The sequence below is a fragment of the Agromyces sp. NPDC058104 genome (assembly GCF_042884835.1).
In the GTDB taxonomy this organism is placed as follows: domain Bacteria; phylum Actinomycetota; class Actinomycetes; order Actinomycetales; family Microbacteriaceae; genus Agromyces.
This window is the reverse complement of sequence record NZ_JBHVTD010000002.1, coordinates 286,977-310,477: the sequence shown is the minus strand read 5'-3', so window position 1 is coordinate 310,477 and position 23,501 is coordinate 286,977. Positions and strand designations below refer to the sequence as shown.

At 71.1% G+C, this 23,501-nt stretch carries 23 protein-coding genes, 1 tRNA gene and 1 pseudogene; 10 read left to right on the top strand and 15 right to left on the bottom strand.

The features are described 5' to 3' along the window. Positions 1-45: 45 nt before the first annotated feature. Positions 46-168: a hypothetical protein gene (locus tag ACFVTH_RS09415; protein ID WP_376942031.1), complete on the bottom strand. Its 123-nt coding sequence runs from the start codon at positions 166-168 to the stop codon at positions 46-48. Between the two features lie 149 nt (positions 169-317). Between ACFVTH_RS09415 and ACFVTH_RS09410 the strand changes: the two genes are divergently transcribed. Beyond that, positions 318-548, top strand: a complete 231-nt coding sequence (locus ACFVTH_RS09410; protein WP_387089639.1) for a hypothetical protein — start codon at positions 318-320, stop codon at positions 546-548. 221 nt (positions 549-769) lie between these two features. Here ACFVTH_RS09410 and ACFVTH_RS09405 read toward each other — a convergent pair whose 3' ends face one another. Both ACFVTH_RS09405 and proC read right to left on the bottom strand, forming a co-directional pair. After that, positions 770-2,080: a beta-N-acetylhexosaminidase gene (locus ACFVTH_RS09405; protein ID WP_387089636.1), complete on the bottom strand. Its 1,311-nt coding sequence runs from the start codon at positions 2,078-2,080 to the stop codon at positions 770-772. Then, the gene (gene proC, locus ACFVTH_RS09400; RefSeq protein ID WP_387089634.1) at positions 2,077-2,940 is read right to left on the bottom strand and encodes a pyrroline-5-carboxylate reductase; all 864 of its coding nucleotides are present in this window, start codon (positions 2,938-2,940) and stop codon (positions 2,077-2,079) included. Before proC ends, ACFVTH_RS09405 begins: the two co-directional genes overlap by 4 nt. 24 nt (positions 2,941-2,964) lie before the next feature. Between proC and ACFVTH_RS09395 the strand changes: the two genes are divergently transcribed. Further along, positions 2,965-3,927 (top strand): cation diffusion facilitator family transporter, encoded by a 963-nt coding sequence (locus ACFVTH_RS09395; RefSeq protein WP_387089631.1) that lies wholly within the window; start codon positions 2,965-2,967, stop codon positions 3,925-3,927. Further along, positions 3,924-4,661, top strand: coding sequence for a gamma-glutamyl-gamma-aminobutyrate hydrolase family protein (locus ACFVTH_RS09390; protein ID WP_387089628.1), 738 nt, complete (start codon positions 3,924-3,926; stop codon positions 4,659-4,661). Before ACFVTH_RS09395 ends, ACFVTH_RS09390 begins: the two co-directional genes overlap by 4 nt. A 130-nt stretch (positions 4,662-4,791) precedes the next feature. Here ACFVTH_RS09390 and ACFVTH_RS09385 read toward each other — a convergent pair whose 3' ends face one another. Beyond that, the gene (locus ACFVTH_RS09385; RefSeq protein ID WP_387089624.1) at positions 4,792-5,676 is read right to left on the bottom strand and encodes a winged helix-turn-helix transcriptional regulator; all 885 of its coding nucleotides are present in this window, start codon (positions 5,674-5,676) and stop codon (positions 4,792-4,794) included. 129 nt (positions 5,677-5,805) lie between these two features. On the opposite strand from ACFVTH_RS09385, the gene ACFVTH_RS09380 reads away from it, so the two are divergent. Then, on the top strand, positions 5,806-7,104 hold the full coding sequence (locus ACFVTH_RS09380) for an MFS transporter (protein ID WP_387089621.1): 1,299 nt from the start codon (positions 5,806-5,808) through the stop codon (positions 7,102-7,104). Here the strand turns inward: ACFVTH_RS09380 and tadA are convergent. Continuing rightward, positions 7,023-7,505, bottom strand: a complete 483-nt coding sequence (gene tadA, locus ACFVTH_RS09375; protein ID WP_387089618.1) for a tRNA adenosine(34) deaminase TadA — start codon at positions 7,503-7,505, stop codon at positions 7,023-7,025. The genes ACFVTH_RS09380 and tadA overlap by 82 nt on opposite strands. 60 nt (positions 7,506-7,565) lie before the next feature. Between tadA and upp the strand changes: the two genes are divergently transcribed. The 5 genes from upp (at position 7,566) to ACFVTH_RS09350 (ending at position 13,189) form a co-directional block, all read left to right on the top strand. Then, positions 7,566-8,198 carry a uracil phosphoribosyltransferase gene (gene upp, locus ACFVTH_RS09370; protein WP_387089615.1) on the top strand — a complete coding sequence of 211 codons (633 nt, stop codon included), beginning with the start codon at positions 7,566-7,568 and terminating at the stop codon, positions 8,196-8,198. A 499-nt stretch (positions 8,199-8,697) separates the two neighbouring features. Next, the gene (locus ACFVTH_RS09365; RefSeq protein ID WP_387089612.1) at positions 8,698-9,489 is read left to right on the top strand and encodes a winged helix-turn-helix domain-containing protein; all 792 of its coding nucleotides are present in this window, start codon (positions 8,698-8,700) and stop codon (positions 9,487-9,489) included. A 226-nt stretch (positions 9,490-9,715) separates the two neighbouring features. Next, entirely contained in the window at positions 9,716-10,177 is a 462-nt protein-coding gene (locus tag ACFVTH_RS09360) for a MarR family winged helix-turn-helix transcriptional regulator (RefSeq protein ID WP_387089609.1), read from the top strand. Between the two features lie 156 nt (positions 10,178-10,333). Continuing rightward, positions 10,334-11,770 (top strand): SLC13 family permease, encoded by a 1,437-nt coding sequence (locus ACFVTH_RS09355; protein WP_387089606.1) that lies wholly within the window; start codon positions 10,334-10,336, stop codon positions 11,768-11,770. A 69-nt stretch (positions 11,771-11,839) separates the two neighbouring features. Continuing rightward, positions 11,840-13,189 (top strand): M20/M25/M40 family metallo-hydrolase, encoded by a 1,350-nt coding sequence (locus tag ACFVTH_RS09350; protein ID WP_387089603.1) that lies wholly within the window; start codon positions 11,840-11,842, stop codon positions 13,187-13,189. A 329-nt stretch (positions 13,190-13,518) separates the two neighbouring features. Here ACFVTH_RS09350 and ACFVTH_RS09345 read toward each other — a convergent pair whose 3' ends face one another. From ACFVTH_RS09345 to ACFVTH_RS09300, 10 genes and pseudogenes are all read right to left on the bottom strand, one after another. After that, positions 13,519-13,818 (bottom strand): GNAT family N-acetyltransferase, encoded by a 300-nt coding sequence (locus ACFVTH_RS09345; protein WP_387089600.1) that lies wholly within the window; start codon positions 13,816-13,818, stop codon positions 13,519-13,521. Continuing rightward, positions 13,815-14,267, bottom strand: a complete 453-nt coding sequence (locus ACFVTH_RS09340) for an Hsp20/alpha crystallin family protein (protein ID WP_387089597.1) — start codon at positions 14,265-14,267, stop codon at positions 13,815-13,817. The genes ACFVTH_RS09345 and ACFVTH_RS09340 overlap by 4 nt, the downstream gene beginning before the upstream one ends. Before the next feature lie 151 nt (positions 14,268-14,418). Beyond that, positions 14,419-14,934 (bottom strand): annotated as a pseudogene (locus tag ACFVTH_RS09335) (DUF998 domain-containing protein); the annotation flags it as partial. Positions 14,935-15,720: 786 nt separating this feature from the next. Beyond that, positions 15,721-15,793 (bottom strand) — tRNA-Arg (locus ACFVTH_RS09330). 84 nt (positions 15,794-15,877) lie between these two features. After that, a complete protein-coding gene (locus ACFVTH_RS09325) occupies positions 15,878-16,276 on the bottom strand; it encodes an MmcQ/YjbR family DNA-binding protein (RefSeq protein WP_386938916.1) in 399 nt (132 codons plus the stop codon). Between the two features lie 74 nt (positions 16,277-16,350). Next, positions 16,351-17,262: a carbohydrate ABC transporter permease gene (locus ACFVTH_RS09320; protein ID WP_387091830.1), complete on the bottom strand. Its 912-nt coding sequence runs from the start codon at positions 17,260-17,262 to the stop codon at positions 16,351-16,353. 68 nt (positions 17,263-17,330) lie between these two features. Beyond that, positions 17,331-18,206 (bottom strand): carbohydrate ABC transporter permease, encoded by an 876-nt coding sequence (locus ACFVTH_RS09315; RefSeq protein WP_387091828.1) that lies wholly within the window; start codon positions 18,204-18,206, stop codon positions 17,331-17,333. Between the two features lie 104 nt (positions 18,207-18,310). Next, the gene (locus ACFVTH_RS09310; RefSeq protein WP_387089594.1) at positions 18,311-19,672 is read right to left on the bottom strand and encodes an ABC transporter substrate-binding protein; all 1,362 of its coding nucleotides are present in this window, start codon (positions 19,670-19,672) and stop codon (positions 18,311-18,313) included. A 47-nt stretch (positions 19,673-19,719) separates the two neighbouring features. Beyond that, entirely contained in the window at positions 19,720-21,396 is a 1,677-nt protein-coding gene (locus ACFVTH_RS09305; protein ID WP_387091825.1) for a glycoside hydrolase family 13 protein, read from the bottom strand. Positions 21,397-21,643: 247 nt separating this feature from the next. Beyond that, positions 21,644-22,657, bottom strand: coding sequence for a LacI family DNA-binding transcriptional regulator (locus ACFVTH_RS09300; protein WP_387089591.1), 1,014 nt, complete (start codon positions 22,655-22,657; stop codon positions 21,644-21,646). Between the two features lie 127 nt (positions 22,658-22,784). Between ACFVTH_RS09300 and ACFVTH_RS09295 the strand changes: the two genes are divergently transcribed. Continuing rightward, entirely contained in the window at positions 22,785-23,501 is a 717-nt protein-coding gene (locus tag ACFVTH_RS09295; protein WP_387089589.1) for a DUF6766 family protein, read from the top strand.

The following is a 23,501-nucleotide window of genomic DNA, read 5'->3' as shown; positions in this document are numbered from 1 at the left end:
GACCGGCGCCGCGTCGATCGGACCAGCCGATCGACGCGGCATCGATCACCGCTTCCGCGGCTTGATCAACCCCTCGTCGAGCTTCTCGCGCTTCTGCGCGCGCTTCTCCTTGAGCGAGAGCTGGGCGGTCTTCTTCGCGCCGTTTCCGCGCGGGGACTTCTTCGACATTCGAGCTCGCTTCCCTTCATCAGCTGGCGGGCTTCCGAAGACCATAGCCCGCTTCCCCGCGGAAGTCACTTCGCGCGAGAAATGCCACCTGTTCAGGAAATTTCCTCCCCAGTCGGCTATGCTGGCAGGTCATGCGAAAGGAGGTGGACATGCGAAAGATCCCAGTGATCCCCGCAATCCTGATCGTCGCGACGTGGTTGTTCGCAGTCGGTTTCGCGCTCGCGTACGAGCTTCGGCAGGGCGAGCGGCTCGAGGCCGACGCCGTCGCCGACGCGGTCGGCGTCGGTGCCGTCACGGTCGCGGTCGTCGGCGTCGTCGCCGGCATCGCCTGGCTCGCCGCGGGGCCCGCACGCCGCCGGCTCGCCGCCGCCCGCAGCTGAGCGGGCGGGCTGCTGCTGCTGCTGCTGCTCGAACCGGAACACAGGCCCGGGTCGCCCACCGCGTGACGAGTCGCCGGACACGAGCACCGACACGCCGCCGCCGGAGACGGAAGGCCGGCGTGTCGCGCGCCGCGTCCGACGACTCCGACGTCGCACGGCCGCAACCCCCGTCGGCCGGTGGCGTGTCGGCGCCGCATCGGCGCCGCTACGAGCCCGCCGGCTCAGAGGTTCGCCGTGAGGCGTGCGAGCTCGGCGAGCCGGTCGGCCCGGTCCCGGGGCACGCCGGGCACGCCCGGCCGCTGCTGGTCGGGGCGGGGGCCGGCCATGGGCCGGTAGTCGACCGCCTGCTCGTCGAGCCAGCCGAGGTAGGCGGGCAGGCGCTCTTCGAACGAGGCCCAGTCGAGCGGACCGCCGTTCCAGGCGACCTCGGCGAACGCCCCGAGCCGCGGGAACACGGCGTAGTCGAGCCGCTCGCGCGTGTCGAGGTGCTCGGTCCAGACGTTCGCCTGCACCCCCGCGATGCGCTCGGCGTACCACTCGGGTGCGTCCGACGGCACGGGGTCGAAGGTCGCGACGTCCTCGATGGAGAGCACGGTGCCGACGGGGATCGGCTCCTCCGCGGCATCCGATTGCCGGTAGTCGAGGTAGGTCCAGAGGTCGGGGCAGAGCACCACCTCGTGGCCGAGCCGCGCGCCGAGCTCGGCGCCGACCGGCCCGCGCCATGAGGCCACCACGGCATCGGGCGCGGGGTCGCGGCCCTCGAGCATCTCGTCCCAGCCGACGACGCGACGCCCCCGGGCGCGCAGCCGGTCGGCGATCTGCTGGAGGAACCACGACTGCAGCTCGTCCTCCGAGGCGAGGCCTCGCTCGGCCATGAGCTCCTGCGTGCGCGGATCCTCCCGCCAGAGCCGCTTGCGGGCCTCGTCTCCGCCGATGCCGATGAACTCGGCGTCGAACACCTCGCACAGCTCGTCGAAGACGGTGCCCACGAACTCGAGGGTCGCCTCCTCGACGCTCAGCACCTCGTCGCTGATGCCGTAGCGGGTCCACGGCTCGGCGACCCGCGCCCGCACCGCGTCGGCCCCGCCGACGCCGAACTCGGGGTACGCGGCGAGGATCGCCTGCGCATGCCCCGGCACGTCGATCTCGGGCACGATGCGGATGCCCCGCTCGGCCGCGAACCGCACGAGCCCGCGCAGCTCGTGCTGGGTGTAGGAGCCCGCGTGCGGCACGCCGTCGAGCGTCGAGCGCGGCCCGTGGCCGAGCTGCGACTGCGAGCGCCGCCCGCCGACCTCGGTGAGCCGCGGGTAGGCGCGCACCTCGAAGCGCCAGCCCTGGTCGTCGGTGAGGTGCAGCTGCAGCACGTTGAGGCCGTGCGCGGCGAGCAGTTCGACGAAGCGCTCGAGCTCGGCGATCGGCCGGAACCGCCGGGCGACGTCGAGCATGACGCCGCGCCACGCGAACCGGGGCTCGCCGTCGAGGCGCAGGCCGGCGGCACGGGCGAGGGGCGCGGTCGCGGAGCCCCCGTTCATGCCCCGGCCGCCATCTCGCGGGCGCGGGCGAGCGCCGCGTCGGTGGCGCGATCGAAGGTCTGCTTGAGCTCGGCCTGCTCGAGCACGGCGACGGCCCGCTCGGTGGTGCCCTTCGGGCTCGTCACCCGGCGACGCAGCTCGGCGGGCTCCTCGCCCGAGGCGGCGAGCAGCTCGCTGGCGCCGCGGAAGGTGCCCTGCACCATGAGCGCCGCCTGCTCGGGGGTGAAGCCCTTCTCGACCGCCGTCGCGGTGAGCTGCTCGATCAGGTAGAAGACGTAGGCCGGGCCCGAGCCCGAGATGGTCGAGAGTGCGTCGAGCTGCGCCTCGGGCACGACGAGCACGTCGCCCACGGTTTCGAACATCGCCACGGCGAGCGCGAGGTCGTCGTCGCTCGAGCGGGTTCCGGCGGAGACGCCGGTGACGGCACGACCGACCACCGCGGGCGTGTTCGGCATCGAGCGGATCACCGAGACCTCCGCGGGCAGCAGCGATTCGAAGGTCGCGACGGTGACGCCCGCGGCGACCGAGACGACGACCGTGCCCGGCTCGAGCGCGTCGGCGATCTCGCGGAGGAGGTCGGGCACCATCGCGGGCTTCACGGCGACGACGACGAGCTTCGCGCCCTCGACGGCGCGGCGGTTCGCCGAGGCATCCGTCTCGGTGGCGTAGGCGGTGACGCCGAACACGCCCGCGAAGGCGGCCGCCTTCTCGGCGGTGCGGTTGGTGGTGCGGATGCCGCCGTCGACGACGACGCCCGGCTGGAGGAGCCCCGAGATCACGGCGCCGGCCATCGAGCCGGCCCCGAGGAAGGCGATGGGAGGAAGGGTCACGGTGGCTGACTCGGATGCTTCGGGGGTCATGGCGACCATCCTAGGATTGTCGCCATGAGCGCATCCGGCGGCACCAAAGCAATCATCGCGGCCTTCCTCGCGAACACGGGCATCGCCCTGACGAAGTTCATCGCGTGGTTCTTCTCGGGCTCGGCCTCGATGCTCGCCGAGGCCGTGCACTCGGTGGCCGACGCCGGCAACCAGCTGCTGCTCATCCTCGGCGGGCGCCAGGCGCGCAAGGCCGCCGACAAGGAGCACCCCTTCGGCTACGGCCGCGAGCGCTACGTCTACGCCTTCGTCGTCTCGATCATCCTGTTCTCGGTCGGCGGCATCTTCTCGATCTACGAGGGCGTCGAGAAGCTGACGCACCCGCACGAGCTCGAGAACGCCTGGCTGCCGATGCTGGTGCTGACGATCGCGATCGTGCTCGAGTCGTTCTCGCTGCGCACCGCGGTGAAGGAGTCGAACCACGTGCGCGGGCGTCAGAGCTGGGTGCAGTTCGTGCGCCGGGCGAAGGCGCCCGAGCTGCCCGTCGTCCTCCTCGAGGACATCGCGGCCCTGGTCGGCCTCGTCTTCGCCTTCATCGCCGTCGGCCTCACGGTCATCACCGGCAACCCGCTGTTCGACGCGATCGGCACGCTCATGATCGGCACGCTGCTCGTGCTCGTCGCGATCGTCCTCGGCATCGAGACGAAGTCGCTCCTCGTCGGCGAGGGCGCGAACGACGAGGACGTCGCGAAGATCGAGCAGGCCATCACCGCGGGCCCCGAGATCGAGCGCATCATCCACATGAAGACCCTCTACCTCGGGCCCGACGAGCTGCTCGTCGCCGCGAAGCTCGGCTTCGCCGCCGACCAGCGGCTGCTCGAGGTCGCCGCCGCGACGAACGTCATCGAGCAGCGGATCCGCCAGGCGGTACCCGCGGCGCGGGTCATCTACATCGAGCCCGACGTCTACGTCGAGCCGAACCTGCCCGCTCCCCCGACCGACGCGATCGTCATCAAGGGCCTCGAGTGAGCGCTGCCGACGGCGCCCGCGGGCGCCGCGTCGCGCTCGTGCTGCGTCACGACTCGGCGATCGGCCTCGGCAACCTCGGCGAGACGCTCGAGGGTCGCGGCTACGAGATCGTCACGGTCGACGCCCCCACGACGGATGTCTCGGCGCTCGACCCGCTCGACGCCGACCTCGTCATCGTGTTGGGCGGCGACGAGGCGGCCTACGAGACCGACCGGTACCCCTACCTCGCCGACGAGATCGCGCTGCTGCGCGAGCGCATCGCCGCCGAGGCGCCGATCTTCGGCGTGTGCCTCGGGGCGCAGCTGCTCGCCGAGTCGCTCGGCGGGCGCGCCTACAAGGGCGAGCGCAAGGAGGTCGGCTGGCTGAACGTCGAGCCGACCGAGGCGGGCGCGGCGTCGCCGGTGCGCCACTTCGCCGGGGTGCCCGCGGTGCAGTGGCACGGCGACAGCTTCGAGCTGCCCGACGACGCGGGCCTCACCCGCCTCGCCTCCTCGGCGCAGTACGAGAACCAGGCGTTCGCGAAGGGCGACTGGCTGCTGGCGGTGCAGTTCCACCCCGAGGTCGACGACGAGATCCACGAGGACTGGCTCGCGGCGTGGGGCGACGAACTGCCCGAGTACGGGCTCAGCCGCGAGCAGCTGCGCGCCGAGCGGGCCGTGCACGGGCCGCGGGCGCAGGCGGCATCGGCGCTGCTGCTCGGCGAGTACCTCGACGGGATCGCGGCGCGCGACTGACCCCGCCGCCTCCCGGGGCGACCGCACGATTTCAGGAGGAAGTGAGCTGCGCAGGACGTTTCTCGCGAAATCGTCCTGCGCATCTCGCTGTTTCCTGAATCCGCGATCAAGACGGCGATGGTACGGCAGGCTACTCGGCGGTGGCGCCGGCCAGTTCGCGCACCAGCCCGAGCACGTCGTCGACCGACTGCGCGGGATCGACGACCGGCGCCTGCACGTGTCGCACCGTGCCCGTGGGATCGACGAGCAGGGTGACGCGCTTCAGCCGGTCGGCCCCGCCGGCGCGGAACACCGGCAGCCGCAGCGCGGAGGCGGCGAGGCCGTCCTGGTCGGACGCGAGCAGGTACGGCAGCTCGGCGTGCGCGGCGAAGGCCGCGAGCTGCTCGGGATGCTGCGTGCTCACCCCGAGCACGCGCGCACCGGCCGCCGCGAGCTCGCCGCTGCGCCGCCCGTAGCTGACGCACTCGAGCGTGCAGCCGGCCGTGCCCGGCACCTCGCCCCAGCGCGGCGGGTAGCCGTGGGTGCCAGGTGCGTACGCGCCGGGGAAGAAGAACAGGGCCGTCCAGCGGTCGGGGTCGACGAGGCGCACGGCCGACCCGTCGTGCGCGGCGAGCTCGACGTCGGGCACGCGCGTGCCCGCCAGGGCGCGAGCCCGCGCGAGATCTCCTGCGCCGAGCGCCCCGCTCAGTGTGCCGTCGCCCATGACGAACCGCGTGCCCCACTCCTGGAGCGCGAGCAGCACCGGCAGCAGCCCCTCGCCGCTCGCCGTGAGCCGGTAGTCGTGCCGCGGCGGCCGCTCGGAGTACGGCACCCGCTCGAGCACGCCGTGCTCGACGAGCGCCCCGAGCCGCTCGGTCAGCGCGCGGCGCGAGACGCCGAGTTCGCGGGCGAACCCCTCGAAGCGGGTCACACCGGCGGCGGCTTCGCGCACGATGAGCAGGCTCTGCCAGTCGCCCACGATGCCGAGCGACTGCGCGATGCCGCACGAGCTGTCGGTGAGGTCCTCGCGGCGCATGGGTTCCATCCTCCCGCCGGCCGGACGATGTGTCCATCCGGCGCATCGTGTAAGTTCCATTTTGGAACTTACCAACGACGACGCGCATCCATCTGTTCCCGCGCGCTCGTCACGAACGAGGAGGCGGGCATGGCCACGAGTGCACGGCCGTTCTGGATCTACTGGACCGCGAGCACGACGAGCGGCATCGGCACCGCCGTCACCGCCGTCGCGCTGCCCCTCGCGGCGGTGACCGTGCTCGACGCCGGCCCCGTCGAGACGGGGCTGCTCGCCGCCTCGTCGTACCTGGCGTGGGTCGTGCTGGGCCTGCCCGCGGGCGCCATCGTGCACCGCTTGCCGTTGCGCACGACGCAGGTGGTCGCCGACCTCGCTCGAGCGGCGGCGATCCTCACCGTGCCGATCGCCTGGCTGCTCGGGTCGCTCTCGCTCGGCCACCTCGTGCTCACCGCCCTCGCCGTCAACGTGGCCGAGGTCTTCTACTTCACCGCCAACACGACCTTCCTGCCCTCCGTCGTGCCGAGACACGAGCTGACGAGCCGCAACAGCCTCGTCTCGGGCACGCAGGCCGCGACCCAGCTGGGCGGCCCCTCGGCGGCGGGCCTGCTCGTGCAGGCGGTGGGTGCCGTGCCCGCCCTGCTCGTCGACGTCGTCTCCTACCTCGCCTCGGCGATGCTGCTCAGGCGGCTGCCCGAGCGGCGCGAGCCCGCCCCGCCCGCAGGTGCGCCGCGGGTCGGCATGGGCGCCATGATCGCCGAGGGCTGGCGTTTCGTCGTCCGCCACCCGGTGATGGCGCCGGCGACGTGGTGGGCCTGCGTCATCAACCTCGTCTGCGGGGTCCAGGCGGGCCTGTTCGCCGTCTACCTCGTGCGCGACCTCGATGCGCCGCCCGCCATGGTCGGGGTGCTGCTCGCCGCCGACGGCGTGGGCTCACTGCTCGCCGCGGCGGCCACGCCCTGGCTCGTGCGCCGGTTCGGCTCGGCGCGCGTGCTGCTCGTCGACGGCCTCGTCGCCTTCGCCGGGGCCGCGCTGATCCCGCTCGGCGCGGGACCGGCCGGATGGCTCTGCTTCGCGATCGGCACCCTCGTCTTCGGCGCCGCCGTCGTGCCCGGCAGCGTCGTGACGCGCACCTACCGCCAGGTCGCGAGCCCGCCCGAGCTGCTCTCGCGCGTCATGGCGACCGTGCGCTTCGTCTCCTGGAGCATGATCCCGGTCGGCGCCCTCGCCGCAGGGCTCCTCGCGGCGCAGCTCGGCAGCGCGACCGTGCTGCTCGGCTCGGCGTTCCTGCTGCTCCTCGGCCCCGTCATCCTGTGGTTCAGCCCGGTCCGCCGGCTGCGCGACCTCGACGACTACGACGAGGGCCGGCGCAGCGGATCCTCGAAGAAGTCGAGCAGCAGGCGCGCGGACGCCTCGGCCTCGACGCCCGCGTAGACCTCGACGCGGTGGTTGAGCCGCCGGTCGCGCAGCACGTCGTAGAGCGAACCGGCCGCGCCCGCCTTCTCGTCCCACGCGCCGAAGACCACGGTCGGCACCCGCGCGGCGAGGATCGCACCGGCGCACATGACGCACGGCTCGAGCGTGACGACGAGCGTGCAGCCTTCGAGGCGCCAGTCGCCGGTGGCCTCGGCGGCACGGCGCAGCGCGAGCACCTCGGCGTGCGCGGTGGGGTCGCCGGTCAGCTCGCGCTCGTTGCGGCTCGTGGCGACGACCCGGCCGTCGGCGTCGAGCACGACCGCGCCGACCGGCACGTCGCGGGTGGCGGGGGCCAGTGCGGCCTCGCCGAGGGCGAGCCGCATCCACTCGCGATGGGTCGCCGGCCCCGCAGCATCCATGCCGTGCTCCCCTCGCCGACCCCTGACAGATCACGACCCCTGCAAACTAGAATCGAGCCTATGCGAGTCCACGTTGCCGATCACCCGCTCATCACCCACAAACTGACGGTGCTCCGCGACGTGAACACCCCGTCGCCCGTCTTCCGCTCGCTCGTCGAAGAGCTGATGACCCTCCTCGCCTACGAGGGCACGCGCAACGTCCGCGTCGAGCCCGTCGACATCCAGACGCCCGTCGCGCCGACGACCGGCGTGCGCATCGCCGAGCCGAAGCCGCTCGTGGTGCCGATCCTGCGCGCGGGCCTCGGCATGCTCGAGGGCATGGTCAAGCTCGTGCCGACGGCCGAGGTCGGGTTCCTGGGCATGGCGCGCAACGAAGAGACCCTCGAGCCGACGACCTACGCCGAGCGTCTGCCCGACGACCTGTCGGGCCGCCAGTGCTTCGTGCTCGACCCGATGCTCGCGACGGGCGGCTCGCTCGCCGCGGCGATGGAGTACCTCTTCCAGCGCGGCGCCGACGACGTGACCGCGATCTGCATCCTCGCCACGCCCGAGGGCCTCGAGGCCGTCGAGAAGGCGATGCACGGCCGCGAGGTCACCATCGTGCTCGGCGCCGTCGACGAGCGCCTCAACGAGCACGGCTTCATCGTGCCCGGGCTCGGCGACGCGGGCGACCGCCTCTACGGCACGGTATAAGCGCGCCCCGAGGCATCCGCTTCGCAGAATCTTCGCCTCTCGACACGCCGAGGCGCAGTTCGACTGCGGAAGATTTTCGAGATTCGTGTCTGATCGCAGAATCTTTCACGCGAGGCATCCGGCCGTCTGATTCTTCCGGATGCCTCGCGCTGACGCGCACCCACTGCGACGTCACACCCCGTCATCCGAGGGACATGAATTGACACATGCTCGACCGTCGGATTTACTCGCACCCATGACTGACAACGCACGCACCCTGACCGCCCTCGGCGCTCTCAGGACGAACGACATGATGATGTCGTCGCGTGCACCCATGTGTTGTCGAATGTGCCGCTGACCGCGACCCCTCCGCCGAGTCACGCAGCCGATCAGCATCCCGATCGGCACGGACTCCACTGAACCCACCGGATCCCGGGGGTTCGCCAGGCCGCTCGGCCGTTCGTTCCGACCCCGCAGACCGGGGTCTCTTGCAGCACCCTCCGACACAAGGACTCACGTCATGTCTCTCGCTCTCGCTCCCGTCCGCACCGCTTCCGTCCGTCCCGTCCAGGCCCGCACCGCACCGTCGCTGTCGGCCGCCCCCTCGGCCGCTCCGCTCCGTTCGCTCTCGAACGCGGCCGCCGCCGGCCTCGCCCCCGCCGCGGCGCCGGCCGCTCCCGCCGCACCTCGTGTCCGCGCCGTGCCCGAGGGCACCGAGGCGCGCGGCTTCGTGCTCTACGTCGGCATCGACGAAGCGAAGGCCGCCGAGGACGGCACCACGCTCCACCGCATCGTCGAGGCGCTCCGCGCGCTCACGGCCGAGGTCTCGCCCTCGTCCGAGACCTACGCCGCCGTCGCACTGGCGCCCGAGGGCGCCGGCGGCCGCGACGTCGACGTCGTGCGCCTCGCCCTGCAGGACCCGTCGGCCCTCGCGAAGCAGCGCGACGGCCAGGGCGCCCGCAACGACGCCGACCGCCACCCCAACGGCGTCATCATCGACATCTCGCGCAAGCGGGTGCTGCTCGACGGCGAGGCCGCCGGCCTCACCTACAAGGAGTTCGAGCTGCTCCAGTACCTCGTGCTGCGCGAGGGCCGCACGATCGACCGCCACGAGCTCATCGAGAGCCTGTGGGACGCCGACGACGAGGCGCCGAGCGAGCGCACGATCGACGTGCACGTGCGTCGCCTGCGCTCGAAGCTCGCGCACTACCAGGACATCGTGCGCACCGTGCGCGGCGTCGGCTACCGCTTCGACCGCCACGCCGACGTCTCGATCCGCCAGGCCTCGACGCCCTCGCCCGACCTGTACTGATCCCCGACGGGCGCCATCCGTCCGCCATCCGGAAAATCACGAAACGATAACTAGCGCCTGTTACCGATCCGTTATATATTCGGAAGTGCGCCGAACGTTTGCTGTGGCGGACGGCGCGGAATGTGATTGCAGGACACTCTTGGTGCAAGGGAGAGGGCCGGTCGTCAGCCTCTACGACCGGCCCTCAACCGTTTCCTCCGCCGATTCCCTAATGTTGGATGAGTCGATGACGAAGGGAGCCCCGATGGCCGAACGCGCACTCACGGTCGCTGCATGGGAGGCGCTCTTCCGCACCCAGGTGATGACCATGCGAGAGCTCGCGGCGGAGTTCCCCACCGAGCTCATGTCGCTGAACGAGTACGACGTGCTGTTCAACATCTCGCGCGCGCCCGGCCGCCGGCTCCGGCTGAAGGAGCTCAACCGCAACTCGCTGATCACGCAGCCGAGCATCAGCCGGCTCATCGACCGGCTCACCGCGCGCGGCCTCGTCGTGAAGGAGCCCGACCCCGACGACGGCCGCGGCACGATCGTCGGCATCACCGACGTCGGGTTCGCCCTGTTCCGCCGCGTCGCCATCCAGCATATGGACGCCATCCACCGGCGTTTCGGCGCCTCCCTGTCGGAGGAGGAGCTGCACACCCTCGCCGATCTCAGCGTCCGAGCGCGTCCCGAGTCCGCGCGAGACTGAGCCCGACGGAGCCCTGATCCGAGCCCGGTCCGAGCCCCCGCGGGGCGGCGGCGCGGACACTGGACGAATCCGCTCGCGCCGCAGTACTGTCGGCTCAGGAGCGAGCGACGTGCAGCTCCAGAGGTGAGTTCCAGTCCAATCCTGTGGGGGGATTCCATGGACATCTTGCTCGTGATTCTGCAGGCCGCCGTCGTCATCGGGGCGATCGTGCTCGGCGTCCGGACCGGCGGCCTCGGCCTCGGCCTCTGGGGCGTCGTCGGCACCGTGATCCTGGTGTTCGTCTTCCAGCTCCCGCCCGGGTCGATCCCGGTCGACGCCTTCTTCATCATCATCGCGGTGATCACGGCGTCGTCGGCGATGCAGGCGGCGGGCGGCATCGACTACCTGGTGTCGATCGCCTCGAAGATCATCCAGCGCAATCCCAAGCGGCTCACCTACGTCGCACCGATCGTCGCCTTCGTGTTCACGGTGCTCTCGGGCACCTCGAACATCTTCTTCGCCCTCATCCCGGTGATCTACGAGACCGCCTACCGCAACGGGCAGCGACCCGAGCGCGCACTGGCCTCCTCGACCGTGACCTCGGGGCTCGGCATCACGGCCAGCCCGGTCTCGGCGGCGATGGCCGCCTACCTCGTGCTGATGGACGGCACGGGCTACGGGCTCCCGCAGATCCTGCTGATCACCATCCCCGCGGCGATCGTCGCCTGCATCGTCACATCCATCGTGCAGCAGCGCGTCGGCAAGGACCTCCTCGACGACCCCGAGTTCCTCAAGCGGGTCAAGGCGGGCACCGTCGAGGTTCCCCTGGCGCTCAAGGCGCGCTACGAGGCCAAGGTCGGCGGCGGCAGCGCCGGCGGCACCGCCACGGCGGTGAAGACCGGCGGTTCGGATGCCTCGGCCGACGTGAAGCCGGTGCGCATCGAGCACCCGGTACCGCCCGGCGGCGCCGTCTCCGCGTGGATCTTCGTCACCGGCACGCTCCTCATCGTGCTCCTCGGGCTGTTCCCGGGCCTCCGGCCGGCCTTCCCCGACGAGGAGGGCGAACTCGTGCCGATCGGCATGTCGACCGTGATCGAGATGATCATGTTCACGGTCGCGCTCGTCATCATCCTCGTGCGCAAGGTGAAGCCGTCGGCGGTGGTGGAGCAGCCGCTGCTCAAGGCCGGCTTCGTCGCGGCGGTGGCGCTCTTCGGTATCGCCTGGATGGCCGACACCTTCATCTCCGCGAACGAGGAGACCATCATCGAGCCGCTCGGCGCGATGATCGAGGCCAACCCGCTGCTGCTGGCCGTCGCCCTCTTCGTCGTCTGCGGTCTCACCACCAGCCAGTCGGCGACGACGAACACGATGATCCCGATCGCGCTCGCGGCCGGACTCGCCCCGGGCGTCATCACGGCGATGTGGCCGTCGCTCATCGGCGTCTGGCTGTTCCCGGCCAACGGCTCGCAGATCGCGGCGGTCGAGACCGACCTGACCGGCTCGACGAAGCTGACCCAGGTGCCCGTCTGGCACTCCTTCACGATCCCGATGCTCGTCTCGTGGGTCGCCGTCGTGGGGGCCGGCCTGCTGATCCAGCTCGTCGTGCCCGCCTGATCCCGCGGCGACCGTTCGACCATCCGTCCATCCGTCCGTCCGTCCGACCGTCCGTCCGAGGAGGAACCCATGAACGACCCCGGAAACGTCTCGTCCGCCGCCGCAGCACTCATGCCCGAGGTGATCGAACGCCTCGAGGGCCTCGTGCGCATCCCGTCCATCGCCTTCCCGGGGTTCGACCCCGAACCGGTGCACAAGATGGGCGAGGCCGTGGTCGAGCTCTTCGAGGCGGCCGGGGCCGAGGGGGTCCGCCTCCTCGACGTGCCCGGCGGGTACCCGTGCGTCTACGCCGACCTCCCCGGCCCCGAAGGGTCGCCGATCGTCCTGCTCTACGCCCACTACGACGTGCAGCCCGCGCCCGACAGCCAGGGCTGGTCGAGCAGCCCCTTCGAGCCCGTCACGAAGGACGACGGCCGCATCTACGGCCGCGGCGCCGCCGACGACAAGTCGGGCCTCGTCATCCACTACGGCACGCTGAAGCTCATCGGGCCCGATCGCCCGTGCCGCATCAAGATCCTCGTCGAGGGCGAGGAGGAGACGATCTCGCACCTCGAGGGCTTCGTCGAGGCCAACCCCGAGCTCTTCGCCGCCGACGCCTACGTCATCGGCGACATCGGCCCGCAGCGGGTCGGGCGCCCCGGTCTCACGACCGCGCTCCGCGGCGACGTCGCCTGCACGGTGACCGTGCGCACGCTCGCCAACCCCGTGCACTCGGGCATGTTCGGCGGTGCGGCACCCGACGCGATGACGGCGATGATCCGCATCCTCGACACACTCCACGACGAGCACGGCGACACGGTGATCCCCGGCGTCGACAGCTCGTCGTGGAGCGGCGCCGACATGGACGAGGACGTGTACCGCGAGGGCTCGGCGATCCTGCCCGGCGTGGAGTTCCTCGGCACGGGCTCGCTCTCCGACCGCATCTGGGCGAAGTCCTCGGTGACGGTGCTCGGCATGGACCTGCCGAACACCGCCGAGGCCTCGAACGTGCTGCTGCCCTCGGTCACCGCGAAGCTGTCGATGCGGATCGTGCCGGGGTCCGACGGCGACGCGCAGCTCGAGGCCCTGATGTCGCACCTGCGATCGCAGCGGCCGTGGAACTGCGAGGTCGAGGTCGAGAAGGTGAAGGTGGGTCACGCCTTCGCGGTGGATGCCTCGAACCCGGCGATCGTCGCCGCGGAGTCCGCGCTCGAGCAGGCCTACGGCGCCGCGGTCGAGAACATCGGCAGCGGGGCGTCGATCCCGCTCGTGGCGTCGCTCCAGAAGGTCTCGCCCGGCTCGGCCATCATCCTCTGGGGCGCCGAGGACACCGCGCAGTCGCGGATCCACGCCTCCGACGAGTCGGTCGACCCCGGTGAGATCGAGCGGATGATCGCCGCGCAGACGCTCTTCATCCGCGGGTTCGCCGAGCGCGCCTGAAGCACCGGCCAGGGTCGCCGAGCGCGTGACGATGGGGTGGGAACCCTACCTCCCACCCCATCGCGGTCTCCTGGGGAGACCCTCTCGCCGAGCGACCCGAACTGAGCTCGGCGAGCCTGACCCGAGCGATCGATAGGGACATTCCGATCGCTCGGCCGTCGAGGCATGACCGGCCGGTCCGGTCGGGTCGGACTCGGGTTGTGCTCGAAATGGTAATCCCGCACAGGTCGCGGCGCACCGCCCCCAACAGGGGGTGATTCCGCACCGGCATGCGGAACGGCCGGTGATCCTCCGATCACCGGCCGTTCCGTTCGCGGTCGTCGCCCAGGTCAGGGCCAGTCGACGGATGCCTCGTAGTCGTCGTGCCTCCGGAGGTACGCGGCGATGAACGGGCATTCGGGGACGATGCGCTCGCCCCGCGCCACGGCGTCGTCGAGCACGAACTTCGCCAACCGGCTGCCGAGGCCCCGGCCCTCGTACTCGGGCTTGATGACGGTGTGGGTGAACACCACCCGGCCGGGCTCGAGGCGGTACTGGGCGAATCCGGCGCGCTCGCCGTCGACGACGAGCTGGTAGCGATGGCGCTCGTCGAGTCGCGTGATCTCGACGGTGCCGGTGTCGCCGGTCACTGCTCGACCGGCTCGACGCGCTCGGTCACGGGCGACTCGGAGCCCGAGGCATCCCCGTGCTCGACCGCGATCTTGCGCGGCTTCGCCTTCTCGCTGACGGGGATGGTGACGCTCAGCACGCCGTTCGTGTAGCTCGCCGAGATGCGCTCGGTGTCGACGCCCTGGCCGAGGTTCAGCTGACGCAGGAACGATGCGGCCTCGCGCTCGCGGGTGATCCACTTCACGCCGTCGCCGGCGGCGAGGGTGCGCTCAGCCCGGATCGTGAGCAACTGGCCGTCCACGTCGATGTCGACGGAACCGGGGTCGATGCCCGGAAGGTCGGCGGTGAGCACGTAGTGGTCGCCGTCGCGGTAGAGATCCATCGGCATGCGGCGCGGCCCGCGGCGGGGCTCGAACAGCGCGGACGCGACTCGGTCGAGGTCGCGGAACGGGTCGTAGGCGGTGGCCATCTTTCCTCCTGATCGGTGACATTGAGCCGTCTCGACTCAACTCTCTACCGAACATAACGCCGAGCACGTCGGAGGATTCCGGTCCGCCGTGCGCCGACAGCGAACGAGGGCGCGAATGGTGGTGGTGGGCGGAGGTCGTCGCGACGAGCGCGATGAGCCAGGCGAACACGAGCGCGAAGGCGATGATCTCGAAGACGGTCAGGCTGAACCAGCCGAGGGCGTCGTACCCCGCCATCGCCACGAGCTCGAGCGCCAGCGCGGCGTAGGAGAAGACGAGGAGGCGGCGGGGCATCCGCCTCGCGTACCAGGGCGCGCCGATGCAGAGGAGCATGAACGCGACCGCCGCGCCGAGGGCGAAGGCGTTGTGGAGATCGGTCTCGCGGTCGATCGGCACCGTGCCGACGCCCATGAGCCCGAACCCGACGAGCCCGATGAACACCCGCATCGTCGTGCGCGCCCCTCGGCGGATGGCGAACGCGCCCGTCGCGAGCGCCCGCGTGAGCGCGCCGGACAGCCCTGCCATGCCCGCGCCCGAGACGACCACGGCGACGTTGAAGCAGGCGGCGGCGAGGTCGTTCGACGTGCCGAGCGTGCTGAAGTTGTGCGCCCACCAGTCGCCCGTCGGCGTGAGGCTCATGCTCGCGAGGCTGCCCGCCGCCAGCAGCATCGCGACCAGGTTGAAGCTGCGGTAGGCCTCGTGGTCGAGCGCATGCCGGTGCAGTCGGTACGTGCCAAAACCGAAGCCGGCCCCGAGCAGGCAGCCGATCGCGCGATGCCCGCCGGGCAGCGGCTCGAATGCCGCCGCGGTGAAGTGCACGGCGAGGAGGGCGAGCGCCGCCCACGCGAGGCCGTTGGCGGCCGCGCGCGGCCCCGGTGCGAGGCCGGGCAGGCGAAGGTGCGCGATCGAGGCGAGACCGGCGTGCGAGGCCGAGACCGCGAGCAGCGCGGCGCACACCGCCGCCCCGCCGGCGAGCGCGGGGATGAGCCCGACGACGTCGAGGGCGCTCGCGGGATCGAGGGCCGCGGGCGCCAGCACGCCGGCGAGCACGATCGAGATCGCGACGGCGATGAGCGCCGCGTAGAGGCGGCGCACGAGTGAGACGAGGCGGCCCGGATGACTCGCGGCGAGCGCCTCGGGCGCGATGACGGGCCGACCATGCCCCCCACGGCCGGCTGCGACCGGGTGCACCACGTGGAACCGCGATGCGAGCCCCAGGTCGAATGAGGCGGGGGCCACCCCCGCGCACACACCCCTCATCGTCGACCTTCGATCAACGGGAATCACGCCTGGGACCGAGCCTAGCGACGGCCTCTGCGCCCTGTCATCTCGCGGATGGCATCGCTGCCATGATGCGCAGTGCATTCACAGGCGGCGCCGCCCTCGCCGACGGCCGCCGCGACCGACCCGGAAACGACGAAGGCGGCCCCGCATGATGCGGACCGCCTTCTTCCGTGCGCCCGGAGGGACTCGAACCCCCAACCTTCTGATCCGTAGTCAGATGCTCTATCCATTGAGCTACGGGCGCATGGCTTGTCGCCTGCCGCATCATCTGCGATCAGGCAACCACGTAACTCTAACGCACGGTTCGCGTTCGCGCCAATCGAGCGCCTCACCCGCCCGCGTGCTCGGGTCGCTGGGCATCGAGCGCGGCGAGCTGGCGGCGGTTGGCGACCTGCCGGTACGAGGTCTCGATGAGTTCGGCGAGCAGCTCCCAGTCGGCGTCGGGCCCGTCGAGGTCGGTCGCGACCCAGCGGGCGCGGTCGTAGTACGGCGGCCCGAAGAACCGGTCGTCCTGCACGAGGGCGAGGTGCTCGTCGGGGTCGGTCTTCACGACGATCGAGAGGGGCCGCTCCATGCTCGCGGAGACGTGCACGAAGATCGGCTTCGCCGCGCGGAAGGTCGGCCGGCCCCATGCCTCGACCTCGACCGCCTCGGGCAGCTCGAGGCAGATCGCCCGCACGCGCTCGACGAGCGGGTGCGCGGGGTCGACCACGCGGGGGTGCTCCATGGGCGCCACCCTACCGACGGCGGCCGACGCCCTCCACCGGGGAGTCGGCTGAACGGCGCCGCGCCGCGGCATCCTCAGCCCTTGACCGCTCCTCCGAGCCCGGCGCCGCGCAGGAACAGGCGCTGGAACACCAGGAAGAGCGCGACCGGGATGAGCGTCGAGATCGCGAGCGCCGCGAGGAAGACGTCGAGCTCGGTCTGCGACTGGACCGCAGGAAGCCGCACCGACAGCGGCTGCACCGCGGGGTCTGGCAGCACGAGCAGCGGCCAGAGGAAGTCCTTCCAGGCGGCGATCACCGCGAACACCGAGACGACGCCGAGGATGGGCTTCGACATCGGCAGCACGATCGACCAGAACACCCGGAACGGCCCTGCGCCGTCGGTGCGGGCGGCCTCGAACACCTCGCGCGGCAGCCCGTCGAAGAACCGCTTCACGAGCAGGATGTTGAACGCGTTCGCGGCCGCGGGCAGCCACACCGCCCAGTAGGTGTTGAGGAGCGAGGTGTCGATGAGCGGCGGGTGCAGGATCGTGAGGTAGAGCGGCACGAGCAGCACGACGGCGGGAATGAACAGCGTCGCGAGCACGAGCGCGTTCAGCACCGGTGCGTACTTCGGCCGCAGGATCGACAGTGCGTACCCGGCCGTCGTCGCGATCAGCAGCTGGAAGAACCACGAGCCGGCCGCGACCCAGATCGTGTTCAGGAAGTACTGGTCGATGTGGATGTCGTTCCACGCCTGCTCGAGGTTCGCCCAGTCGAGGCCGTTCGGCCAGAGCGCGAACGGCTGGGTGAGCGTGTCCTGGGTGGGGGTGACCGCCGCCTTGGCGAGCCACAGCAGCGGACCGAGCCCCGCGACGACGAGCCCGACGAAGAGGAACACGTGGATCGCGCCCATCGACGCGCGGACGCCGCCCCGCTTGCGTTCGTGCTCGGAGACGATGCCGCGGTCGCCCCGGTCGTCCCGGCCCTCCTGCCGGCGTCGCGTCATCCGCGACAGCCGAGCACGGAGGGTGATCGAGTCCGCCGTCGTGGCGGGGGCGGTGCCCTGCGCGGTGGTCAATTCGTGCTCCAACGGTCGGTCAGCTTGAAGTAGAGCCAGCTCAGGAGGCCCAGGAAGATCGCGAGCATGAGACTCAGCGCCGTCGCCTCGCCGTAGTCGCCGCCGAGGCTGTTCTGGAAGGCGTAGCGGTAGATCAGCAGCAGCACGGTGAGGGTCGAGTTGTTCGGCCCGCCGCCCGTGAAGAGATAGGGCTCGAGGAACACCTGGGCGGTGCCGATGACCTGCAGGATCAGCATGATGAAGAGGATGCCCCGCAGTTGCGGGAGCGTGACGTGCCAGATCTTGCGCCAGATGCCGGCGCCGTCGACCTCGGCCGCATCGTAGAGCTCGGGCGGCACCGCGATGAGCGCCGCGAGGTAGATGATGATCGACCCGCCTGCGGCGGCCCAGGTCGCCTCGATGACCAGCGAGGGCATCGCGGTCGCCGACGACTGCAGCCACGGCTGCGGCGGGATGCCGAAGAAGCCGAGGATCGTGTTGAAGACGCCGTCGGGGCTCGCGTTGTAGAAGACCTTCCAGAGCAGCACCGCGACGACGGGCGGCACGACGACCGGCAGGTAGGCGAGCGCGCTGTAGAGGCCCTTGCCTCGGCGGACCTCGCTCATGAGCACCGCCATGAGGATCGGCAGCGGGAAGCCGAACACGAGCGCGAGACCGGCGAAGTAGAGCGTGTTGAGCACCGCGGTTCCGAGGTTCGGGTCGCTGAGCACGCGCGCGAAGTTGTCGAGGCCCACCCACACGGGCGGCGTGATCAGGTTCGTCTTCTGGAAGCTCATGACGACCGCCTGCGCGATCGGCCCCCAGCTGAAGACTCCGAACACGACGAGCATCGGCGCGAGGAACGCGAGGTTCCACAGCCCGCCGCCGCGCACCCAGGTCGCCGGGGTGCGGCGGCGGCGCGGCCGCAGCTCCGCTCGAGGGGCGGCGGGATGCCGCGGCGGGGTCTCCGCCGCGGCATCCCGATCGATCACGGTCGTCACTGGTCGAGCAGGGCCTGCGCGTCGACGTCGACCTGCTTCAGCAGCGCGTCGATGTCGGCGTTCTCATCGGTCAGCACGGCCTGCACGAGGTTGTCCATGAGGGCATAGATCGGCTGCGTCTGCCCCTTGAACTCGCCCACGGGGGTCTGCTCGAAGATGCCCTCGAAGAAGCCGGTCATCTGGTCCTGCGGCACGTTGACGTAGGGCGCGATCCACTCCTGCTGCTGGTCCCAGGTGTCCTTGTCGAGCACCGGCAGCACCGGGGTTCCGACGGCCTGGTCGGAGGCGGCGAGCGCCTTCGCATCGGCGACGGCGGCGTCCTCGTCCAGGAGCTTCTGCATGTAGTACCAGTCGATCCACTCGACCGCGGCCGCCTTGGTCTCGTCGTCGAGCGTGGGCGGCATGACGGCGATGTCGCCGCCGCCGAGCACGCCGCCGCCGTCCTCCGTCGGGATCACGGTGAGGCCGTAGACGTCGGGGCTCATCCCGAAGTCGCGCACGAGGGCCGTGTAGACGTCGGAGCCCGAGGTGTACATGCCGACGTTGCCGGCGGCGAACTCCTGGTTGATGCTGCCCCAGTCGAGGTCGAAGGTCGCTCCCATCGAGTCGTCCTCCCAGCGGAGGTCGTGCAGGTACTGGAGCGTCGCCTTCGTCGCGTCGTTGTCGATCGTCGAGGTGTAGGTGCCGTCGTCGTTCGCCTCCTGGAGGGATGCCCCGCGGGAGTCGGCCTGCACCGACAGCTGCCAGCCGCCGGTGTTGCCTGCGGCCATGGTCGCGTAGCCCGCCTTGCCGGTCTTCTCGGAGATGGTCTTCGCGGCCGCGCGCACCTCGTCCCACGTGGTCGGCGGGTTGTCGGGGTCGAGCCCGGCCTCCTCGAAGAGCGCACGGTTGTAGTGCAGGCCGTTGGCGTACGCCTGGCGCGGGAAGCCGTAGAGCTTGCCGTCGGCGCCGGTGACCTCTTCGAGGATGATCGGATTGAACTTGTCGGAGTAGCCGAGGTCGTCGATCTCCTTCGTGACGTCCATGAGCTGCCCGTTCTCGAGGAGGGTCTTCGAGTCGGTGAACGGCACGGTGAAGACGTCGGGCAGGCTGCCACCGGCGAGCTGGGCGGCGAAGGTCGGAGCCGTCCACTCGTACTCGAGGCCGACGATGTCGATGTCGGGGTTGGCGTCCTCGAACTGCTTCTCCTGCTCGGCGAAGGCGTCGTAGGCGGCCTGGTCGGCGCCCGGCGGGAAGGTGGCGACGCGCAGTTCGAGCTTGCCGTCGTCGCCGCCCGGGTCGGCGCTGCAGGCGGCGAGCGAGCCGGCGACCACGAGCGCGGTGAGACCCGCGATCGCGATGCTGCGTGATGACTTCATTGTCCTGTTCCTTTCGGTGCTGTGCTGGGATGGTGCGGTGGTGCGGTTCAGGGATGCCTCGGCACCGGCGCGATGCGCAGCCAGGCCGTCGCATCGCTCGGGAGCAGCCCGGCCTCGAGCGGGGCGCTCGCGAGCAGGATGCTCTCGTGGTCGGGCAGGGCGACCGGCGCCGGCCCGAGGTTCGTGATCGCGACGAGGTCGTCGCCGCGGCGGAAGCAGAGCACGTCGGCGCCCGCTTCGATCCAGCTCATCGACCCGTCGCCGAGGGCGCGCTCCCGCTTGCGCAGGCGCAGCGCCTGCCGGTACAGCCAGAGCATCGACGAGGGGTCGGCCTGCTGGGCCTGCACGGTGAGCGCCGCCCATTCGGCCGGCTGCGGCAGCCACGGGGCCGCCCCGTCGGGGCTGAAGCCGAACGGCGTCGCGGTGCCGCGCCAGGGCAGGGGGACGCGGCAGCCGTCGCGGCCGGGGTCGACGCCGCCCGAGCGGAAGTGCATCGGGTCCTCGAGCACCTCCCGCGGCAGCTCGACCTCGGGGAGGCCGAGCTCGTCGCCCTGGTAGAGGTAGAGGGAGCCGGGCAGCGCCGCGCTGAGGAGGGCGGCGGCGCGCGCCCGCCGGGTGCCGAGCACGAGGTCGGTCGGCGTGCCGAACCGCTTCTTCGCGAACGCGAAGCTCGAGTCGTCGCGGCCGTAGCGGGTGACCGGGCGGGTCACGTCGTGGTTCGACAGCACCCAGGTGCTCGGCGCGTCGACGGGCGCGTGTGCGGCGAGCATGAGGTCGATCGACTCGCGCAGCTCATCGGCCCGCCACGGGCGGGTCATGAAGTCGAAGTTGAACGCGGTGTGCATCTCGTCGGGGCGCAGGTAGGCCGCGAAGCGGGAGGCATCCGGCACCCAGACCTCGCCGACGAGCACGCGCGTGCCCTCGTACGAGTCGGCGATGCGCCGCCACGACCGGTAGACCTCGTGCACCTCGTCGCGGTCCTCGGTGGGATGCTCGCCCGGCCCCGGCTCGGCCGGAACCTCGGGCAGCGCGGCATCCTTGATCAGGAGCCCCGCCGAGTCGATGCGGACGCCCGCGACGCCGCGGTCGAACCAGAACCGCAGGATGTCCTCGTGCTCGGCGCGCACGTCGGGGTGGTTCCAGTTGAGATCGGGCTGCTCGGGAGTGAAGAGGTGCAGGTACCACTCCCCCGGAGTCCCGTCGGGGTCCACGGTGCGGGTCCACGTGTCGCCCTGGAAGTTCGAGACCCAGTTCGTCGGCATCTCGTCGCCGCCGGGGCCCTTGCCCGGGTGGAACCAGAACCGCTCGCGCTCCGGGCTGCCGGGACCGGCGGCGAGCGCCGCCCGGAACCACGGGTGCTCGGAGCTGACGTGGTTCGGGACGACGTCGATGATGGTGCGGATGCCTCGCGCCGCCGCCTCGGCGATGAGCTCCTCCGCGTCGGCGAGGGTGCCGAAGGCGGGGTGGATCCCGCGGTAGTCGGCGACGTCGTAGCCCCCGTCGGCGAGAGGCGACGGGTACCACGGGTTGAACCAGAGCGCGTCGACCCCGAGGTCGGCGAGGTAGTCGAGACGGCTGAGCACGCCGCGCAGGTCGCCCGTGCCGTCGCCGTCGGAGTCGGCGAAGCTGCGCACGTACACCTGGTAGATCACGGCGCTGCGCCACCAGAGCGGGTCGCGGGTGAACGCGCTCGGCATGGCGGCGGGGGTGTCGGTGAGCGGCATGGTCACGCGGTCGCTTCTCCTCGAGTCGGGCGGGCGTCGCGCCGGACCGTGGGAGACGGCGGCGTCGATGCGGCTCAACGTAATGAGAGCAACAGAATGATGCAACTATTCAACAATCGGACATCAGTTTGCTACAACTTGCGCCGAGTTGCGACAGCCGCTTGCAGGTCGCCCCGTTCGGCGGTCGCGCAGGCGCGCTCGAGCCGTCGCCCGGAGAAGGCCGGACGACCGGACGGGCGAGCCGGCGCTAGACGTTCGCCGGAGCCGGAGCCGTCGACGCGCGCACGACGAGCTCGGGTGCGAAGAACACCTCGTCGCCGATCGCGCGCTCGCTCGACATCTGCCGCATGAGCAGCTCGATGATCATCTTGCCCATCGACTCGATGGGCTGCCGCACGGTCGTCAGGGGCGGCTCGGTGCAGTTCATGAGCGCCGAGTCGTCGAAGCCGATCACCGACACGTCCTCGGGCACGCGGAGGCCGGCACGCCGTGCCGCGCGCACCGCGCCGAGCGCCATCGGGTCGCTCGCGCAGACGATGCCGGTGACCCCCGCGGCCAGGAGCTTGGCCGCCGCGGTCTGGCCCGACTCGAGCGAGTAGAAGGAGTGGACGACGCGTTCGTCGGGGAGCTCGAGGCCGAGCCCCGCCGCCGTGGCGATCGCCGAGGCGTGCTTGCGCCGCGAGGGCATGTGGTCGCTCGGGCCGAGGAGGATCCCGATGCGCTCGTGCCCGAGCTGGGCGAGGTGCCCGAGCGCCTGCTCCATCGACATGGCGTCGTCGCACGAGACCGTGGCGAAGTCGAGCCCGGCGATGGGGGCATTGACCAGCACCGTCGGGAGCTTCAGCTCGCGCAGGCGTTCGTAGTGATCGTGGTTGACGTCGGCCTGCGCGTACGCCCCGCCCGCGAAGATCACCCCGGAGACCTGCTGGTGCAGCAGGAGCTCGACGTAGTCGGACTCCGAGATGCCGCCCGCGGTCTGGATGCAGAGCACGGGGGTGAAGCCGTTCTGGGCCAGGCCGCCGCCGATCACCTCGGCGAGCGCGGGGAAGATCGGGTTCTGCAGCTCGGGCATCACGAGACCGACGAGCCTGGCCCGCTCGCCGCGGAGCTTCGTCGGGCGCTCGTAGCCGAGCACGTCGAGGGCGGTCAGCACGGCGTCGCGGGTCGAGGGCGAGACCCCCGGCTTGCCGTTGAGCACCCGGCTCACCGTCGCCTCGCTCACCCCGACCTTGCGCGCGACGTCCGCCAGCCTTCTCGACATGGCCGCAATGCTACGCGACGGAATGCAAGAACTCGACAGCGCCTGCGGCCCACGCCGAGCGAGCACGTCAAGCCCTTGCTGCACTTCTCGACGCGGGGGAGCATCGAGATGAAGGAAGGAGGCTGCCGTGACGAAGGAAGCCACGAGGAGCCGGCAGCAGGCGGCCGAGAGCGGCGGCGGGTTCGGCCGCTGGCTGCACGAGCATGCACTGTTCCTCATCTGCATGGCGATCTTCCTGCTGTGCCTGGCCGGCATGGCCGCGAGCGGGTTCCAGGTCGCGAACGAGGAGCGTCTCGACCACGGCGCGGACCCCCTCCTCCTGTCCGAGTACCTCCGGTCGGGGCAGTTCATCGAGGCCACCTTCGAGAACTGGGAGTCCGAGTTCCTGCAGGTGGGCGCCTACGTCGTGCTCACGGTCTTCCTCTTCCAGAAGGGGTCGAGCGAGTCGAAGCCGATCGGCGAGAAGACCCCGCAGGACGAGGACCCCCGCACAGCCGAGCAGGGCCCCGGCACCCCGTGGCCCGTCCGTCGCGGCGGGTTCGTGCTGGTGCTGTACGAGAACTCGCTCGCGATCTTCTTCTTCGTGCTCTTCGGCCTCTCGTTCTGGCTGCACGCCGTCGGCGGCGCCGAGGCCTACTCCGAGGAGCAGCGGCTCCACGGCCTCCCCGGCCTCTCGCCGTGGGAGTACCTCGGCACCGCGCAGTTCTGGTTCGAGTCGATGCAGAACTGGCAGAGCGAGTTCCTCGCCGTGGCCGCGATCGTCGGGGCCTCGGTGTACCTGCGCCAGCGCGGCTCGCCCGAGTCGAAGCCGGTCGCGACGCCGCACCACGAGACCGGCGCGTGA

Coding starts and splice junctions, on each gene's coding strand:
- ACFVTH_RS09310 (WP_387089594.1), bottom strand. CDS start 19,672: ATGAAGTCATCACGCAGCATCGCGATCGCGGGTCTCACCGCGCTCGTG.
- ACFVTH_RS09355 (WP_387089606.1), top strand. CDS start 10,334: ATGGACATCTTGCTCGTGATTCTGCAGGCCGCCGTCGTCATCGGGGCG.
- ACFVTH_RS09320 (WP_387091830.1), bottom strand. CDS start 17,262: ATGACGCGACGCCGGCAGGAGGGCCGGGACGACCGGGGCGACCGCGGC.
- ACFVTH_RS09350 (WP_387089603.1), top strand. CDS start 11,840: ATGAACGACCCCGGAAACGTCTCGTCCGCCGCCGCAGCACTCATGCCC.
- upp (WP_387089615.1), top strand. CDS start 7,566: ATGCGAGTCCACGTTGCCGATCACCCGCTCATCACCCACAAACTGACG.
- ACFVTH_RS09340 (WP_387089597.1), bottom strand. CDS start 14,267: ATGGCCACCGCCTACGACCCGTTCCGCGACCTCGACCGAGTCGCGTCC.
- ACFVTH_RS09300 (WP_387089591.1), bottom strand. CDS start 22,657: ATGTCGAGAAGGCTGGCGGACGTCGCGCGCAAGGTCGGGGTGAGCGAG.
- ACFVTH_RS09405 (WP_387089636.1), bottom strand. CDS start 2,080: ATGAACGGGGGCTCCGCGACCGCGCCCCTCGCCCGTGCCGCCGGCCTG.
- tadA (WP_387089618.1), bottom strand. CDS start 7,505: ATGGATGCTGCGGGGCCGGCGACCCATCGCGAGTGGATGCGGCTCGCC.
- ACFVTH_RS09365 (WP_387089612.1), top strand. CDS start 8,698: ATGTCTCTCGCTCTCGCTCCCGTCCGCACCGCTTCCGTCCGTCCCGTC.
- ACFVTH_RS09385 (WP_387089624.1), bottom strand. CDS start 5,676: ATGCGCCGCGAGGACCTCACCGACAGCTCGTGCGGCATCGCGCAGTCG.
- proC (WP_387089634.1), bottom strand. CDS start 2,940: ATGACCCCCGAAGCATCCGAGTCAGCCACCGTGACCCTTCCTCCCATC.
- ACFVTH_RS09380 (WP_387089621.1), top strand. CDS start 5,806: ATGGCCACGAGTGCACGGCCGTTCTGGATCTACTGGACCGCGAGCACG.
- ACFVTH_RS09410 (WP_387089639.1), top strand. CDS start 318: ATGCGAAAGATCCCAGTGATCCCCGCAATCCTGATCGTCGCGACGTGG.
- ACFVTH_RS09360 (WP_387089609.1), top strand. CDS start 9,716: ATGACGAAGGGAGCCCCGATGGCCGAACGCGCACTCACGGTCGCTGCA.
- ACFVTH_RS09415 (WP_376942031.1), bottom strand. CDS start 168: ATGTCGAAGAAGTCCCCGCGCGGAAACGGCGCGAAGAAGACCGCCCAG.
- ACFVTH_RS09325 (WP_386938916.1), bottom strand. CDS start 16,276: ATGGAGCACCCCCGCGTGGTCGACCCCGCGCACCCGCTCGTCGAGCGC.
- ACFVTH_RS09305 (WP_387091825.1), bottom strand. CDS start 21,396: ATGCCGCTCACCGACACCCCCGCCGCCATGCCGAGCGCGTTCACCCGC.
- ACFVTH_RS09395 (WP_387089631.1), top strand. CDS start 2,965: ATGAGCGCATCCGGCGGCACCAAAGCAATCATCGCGGCCTTCCTCGCG.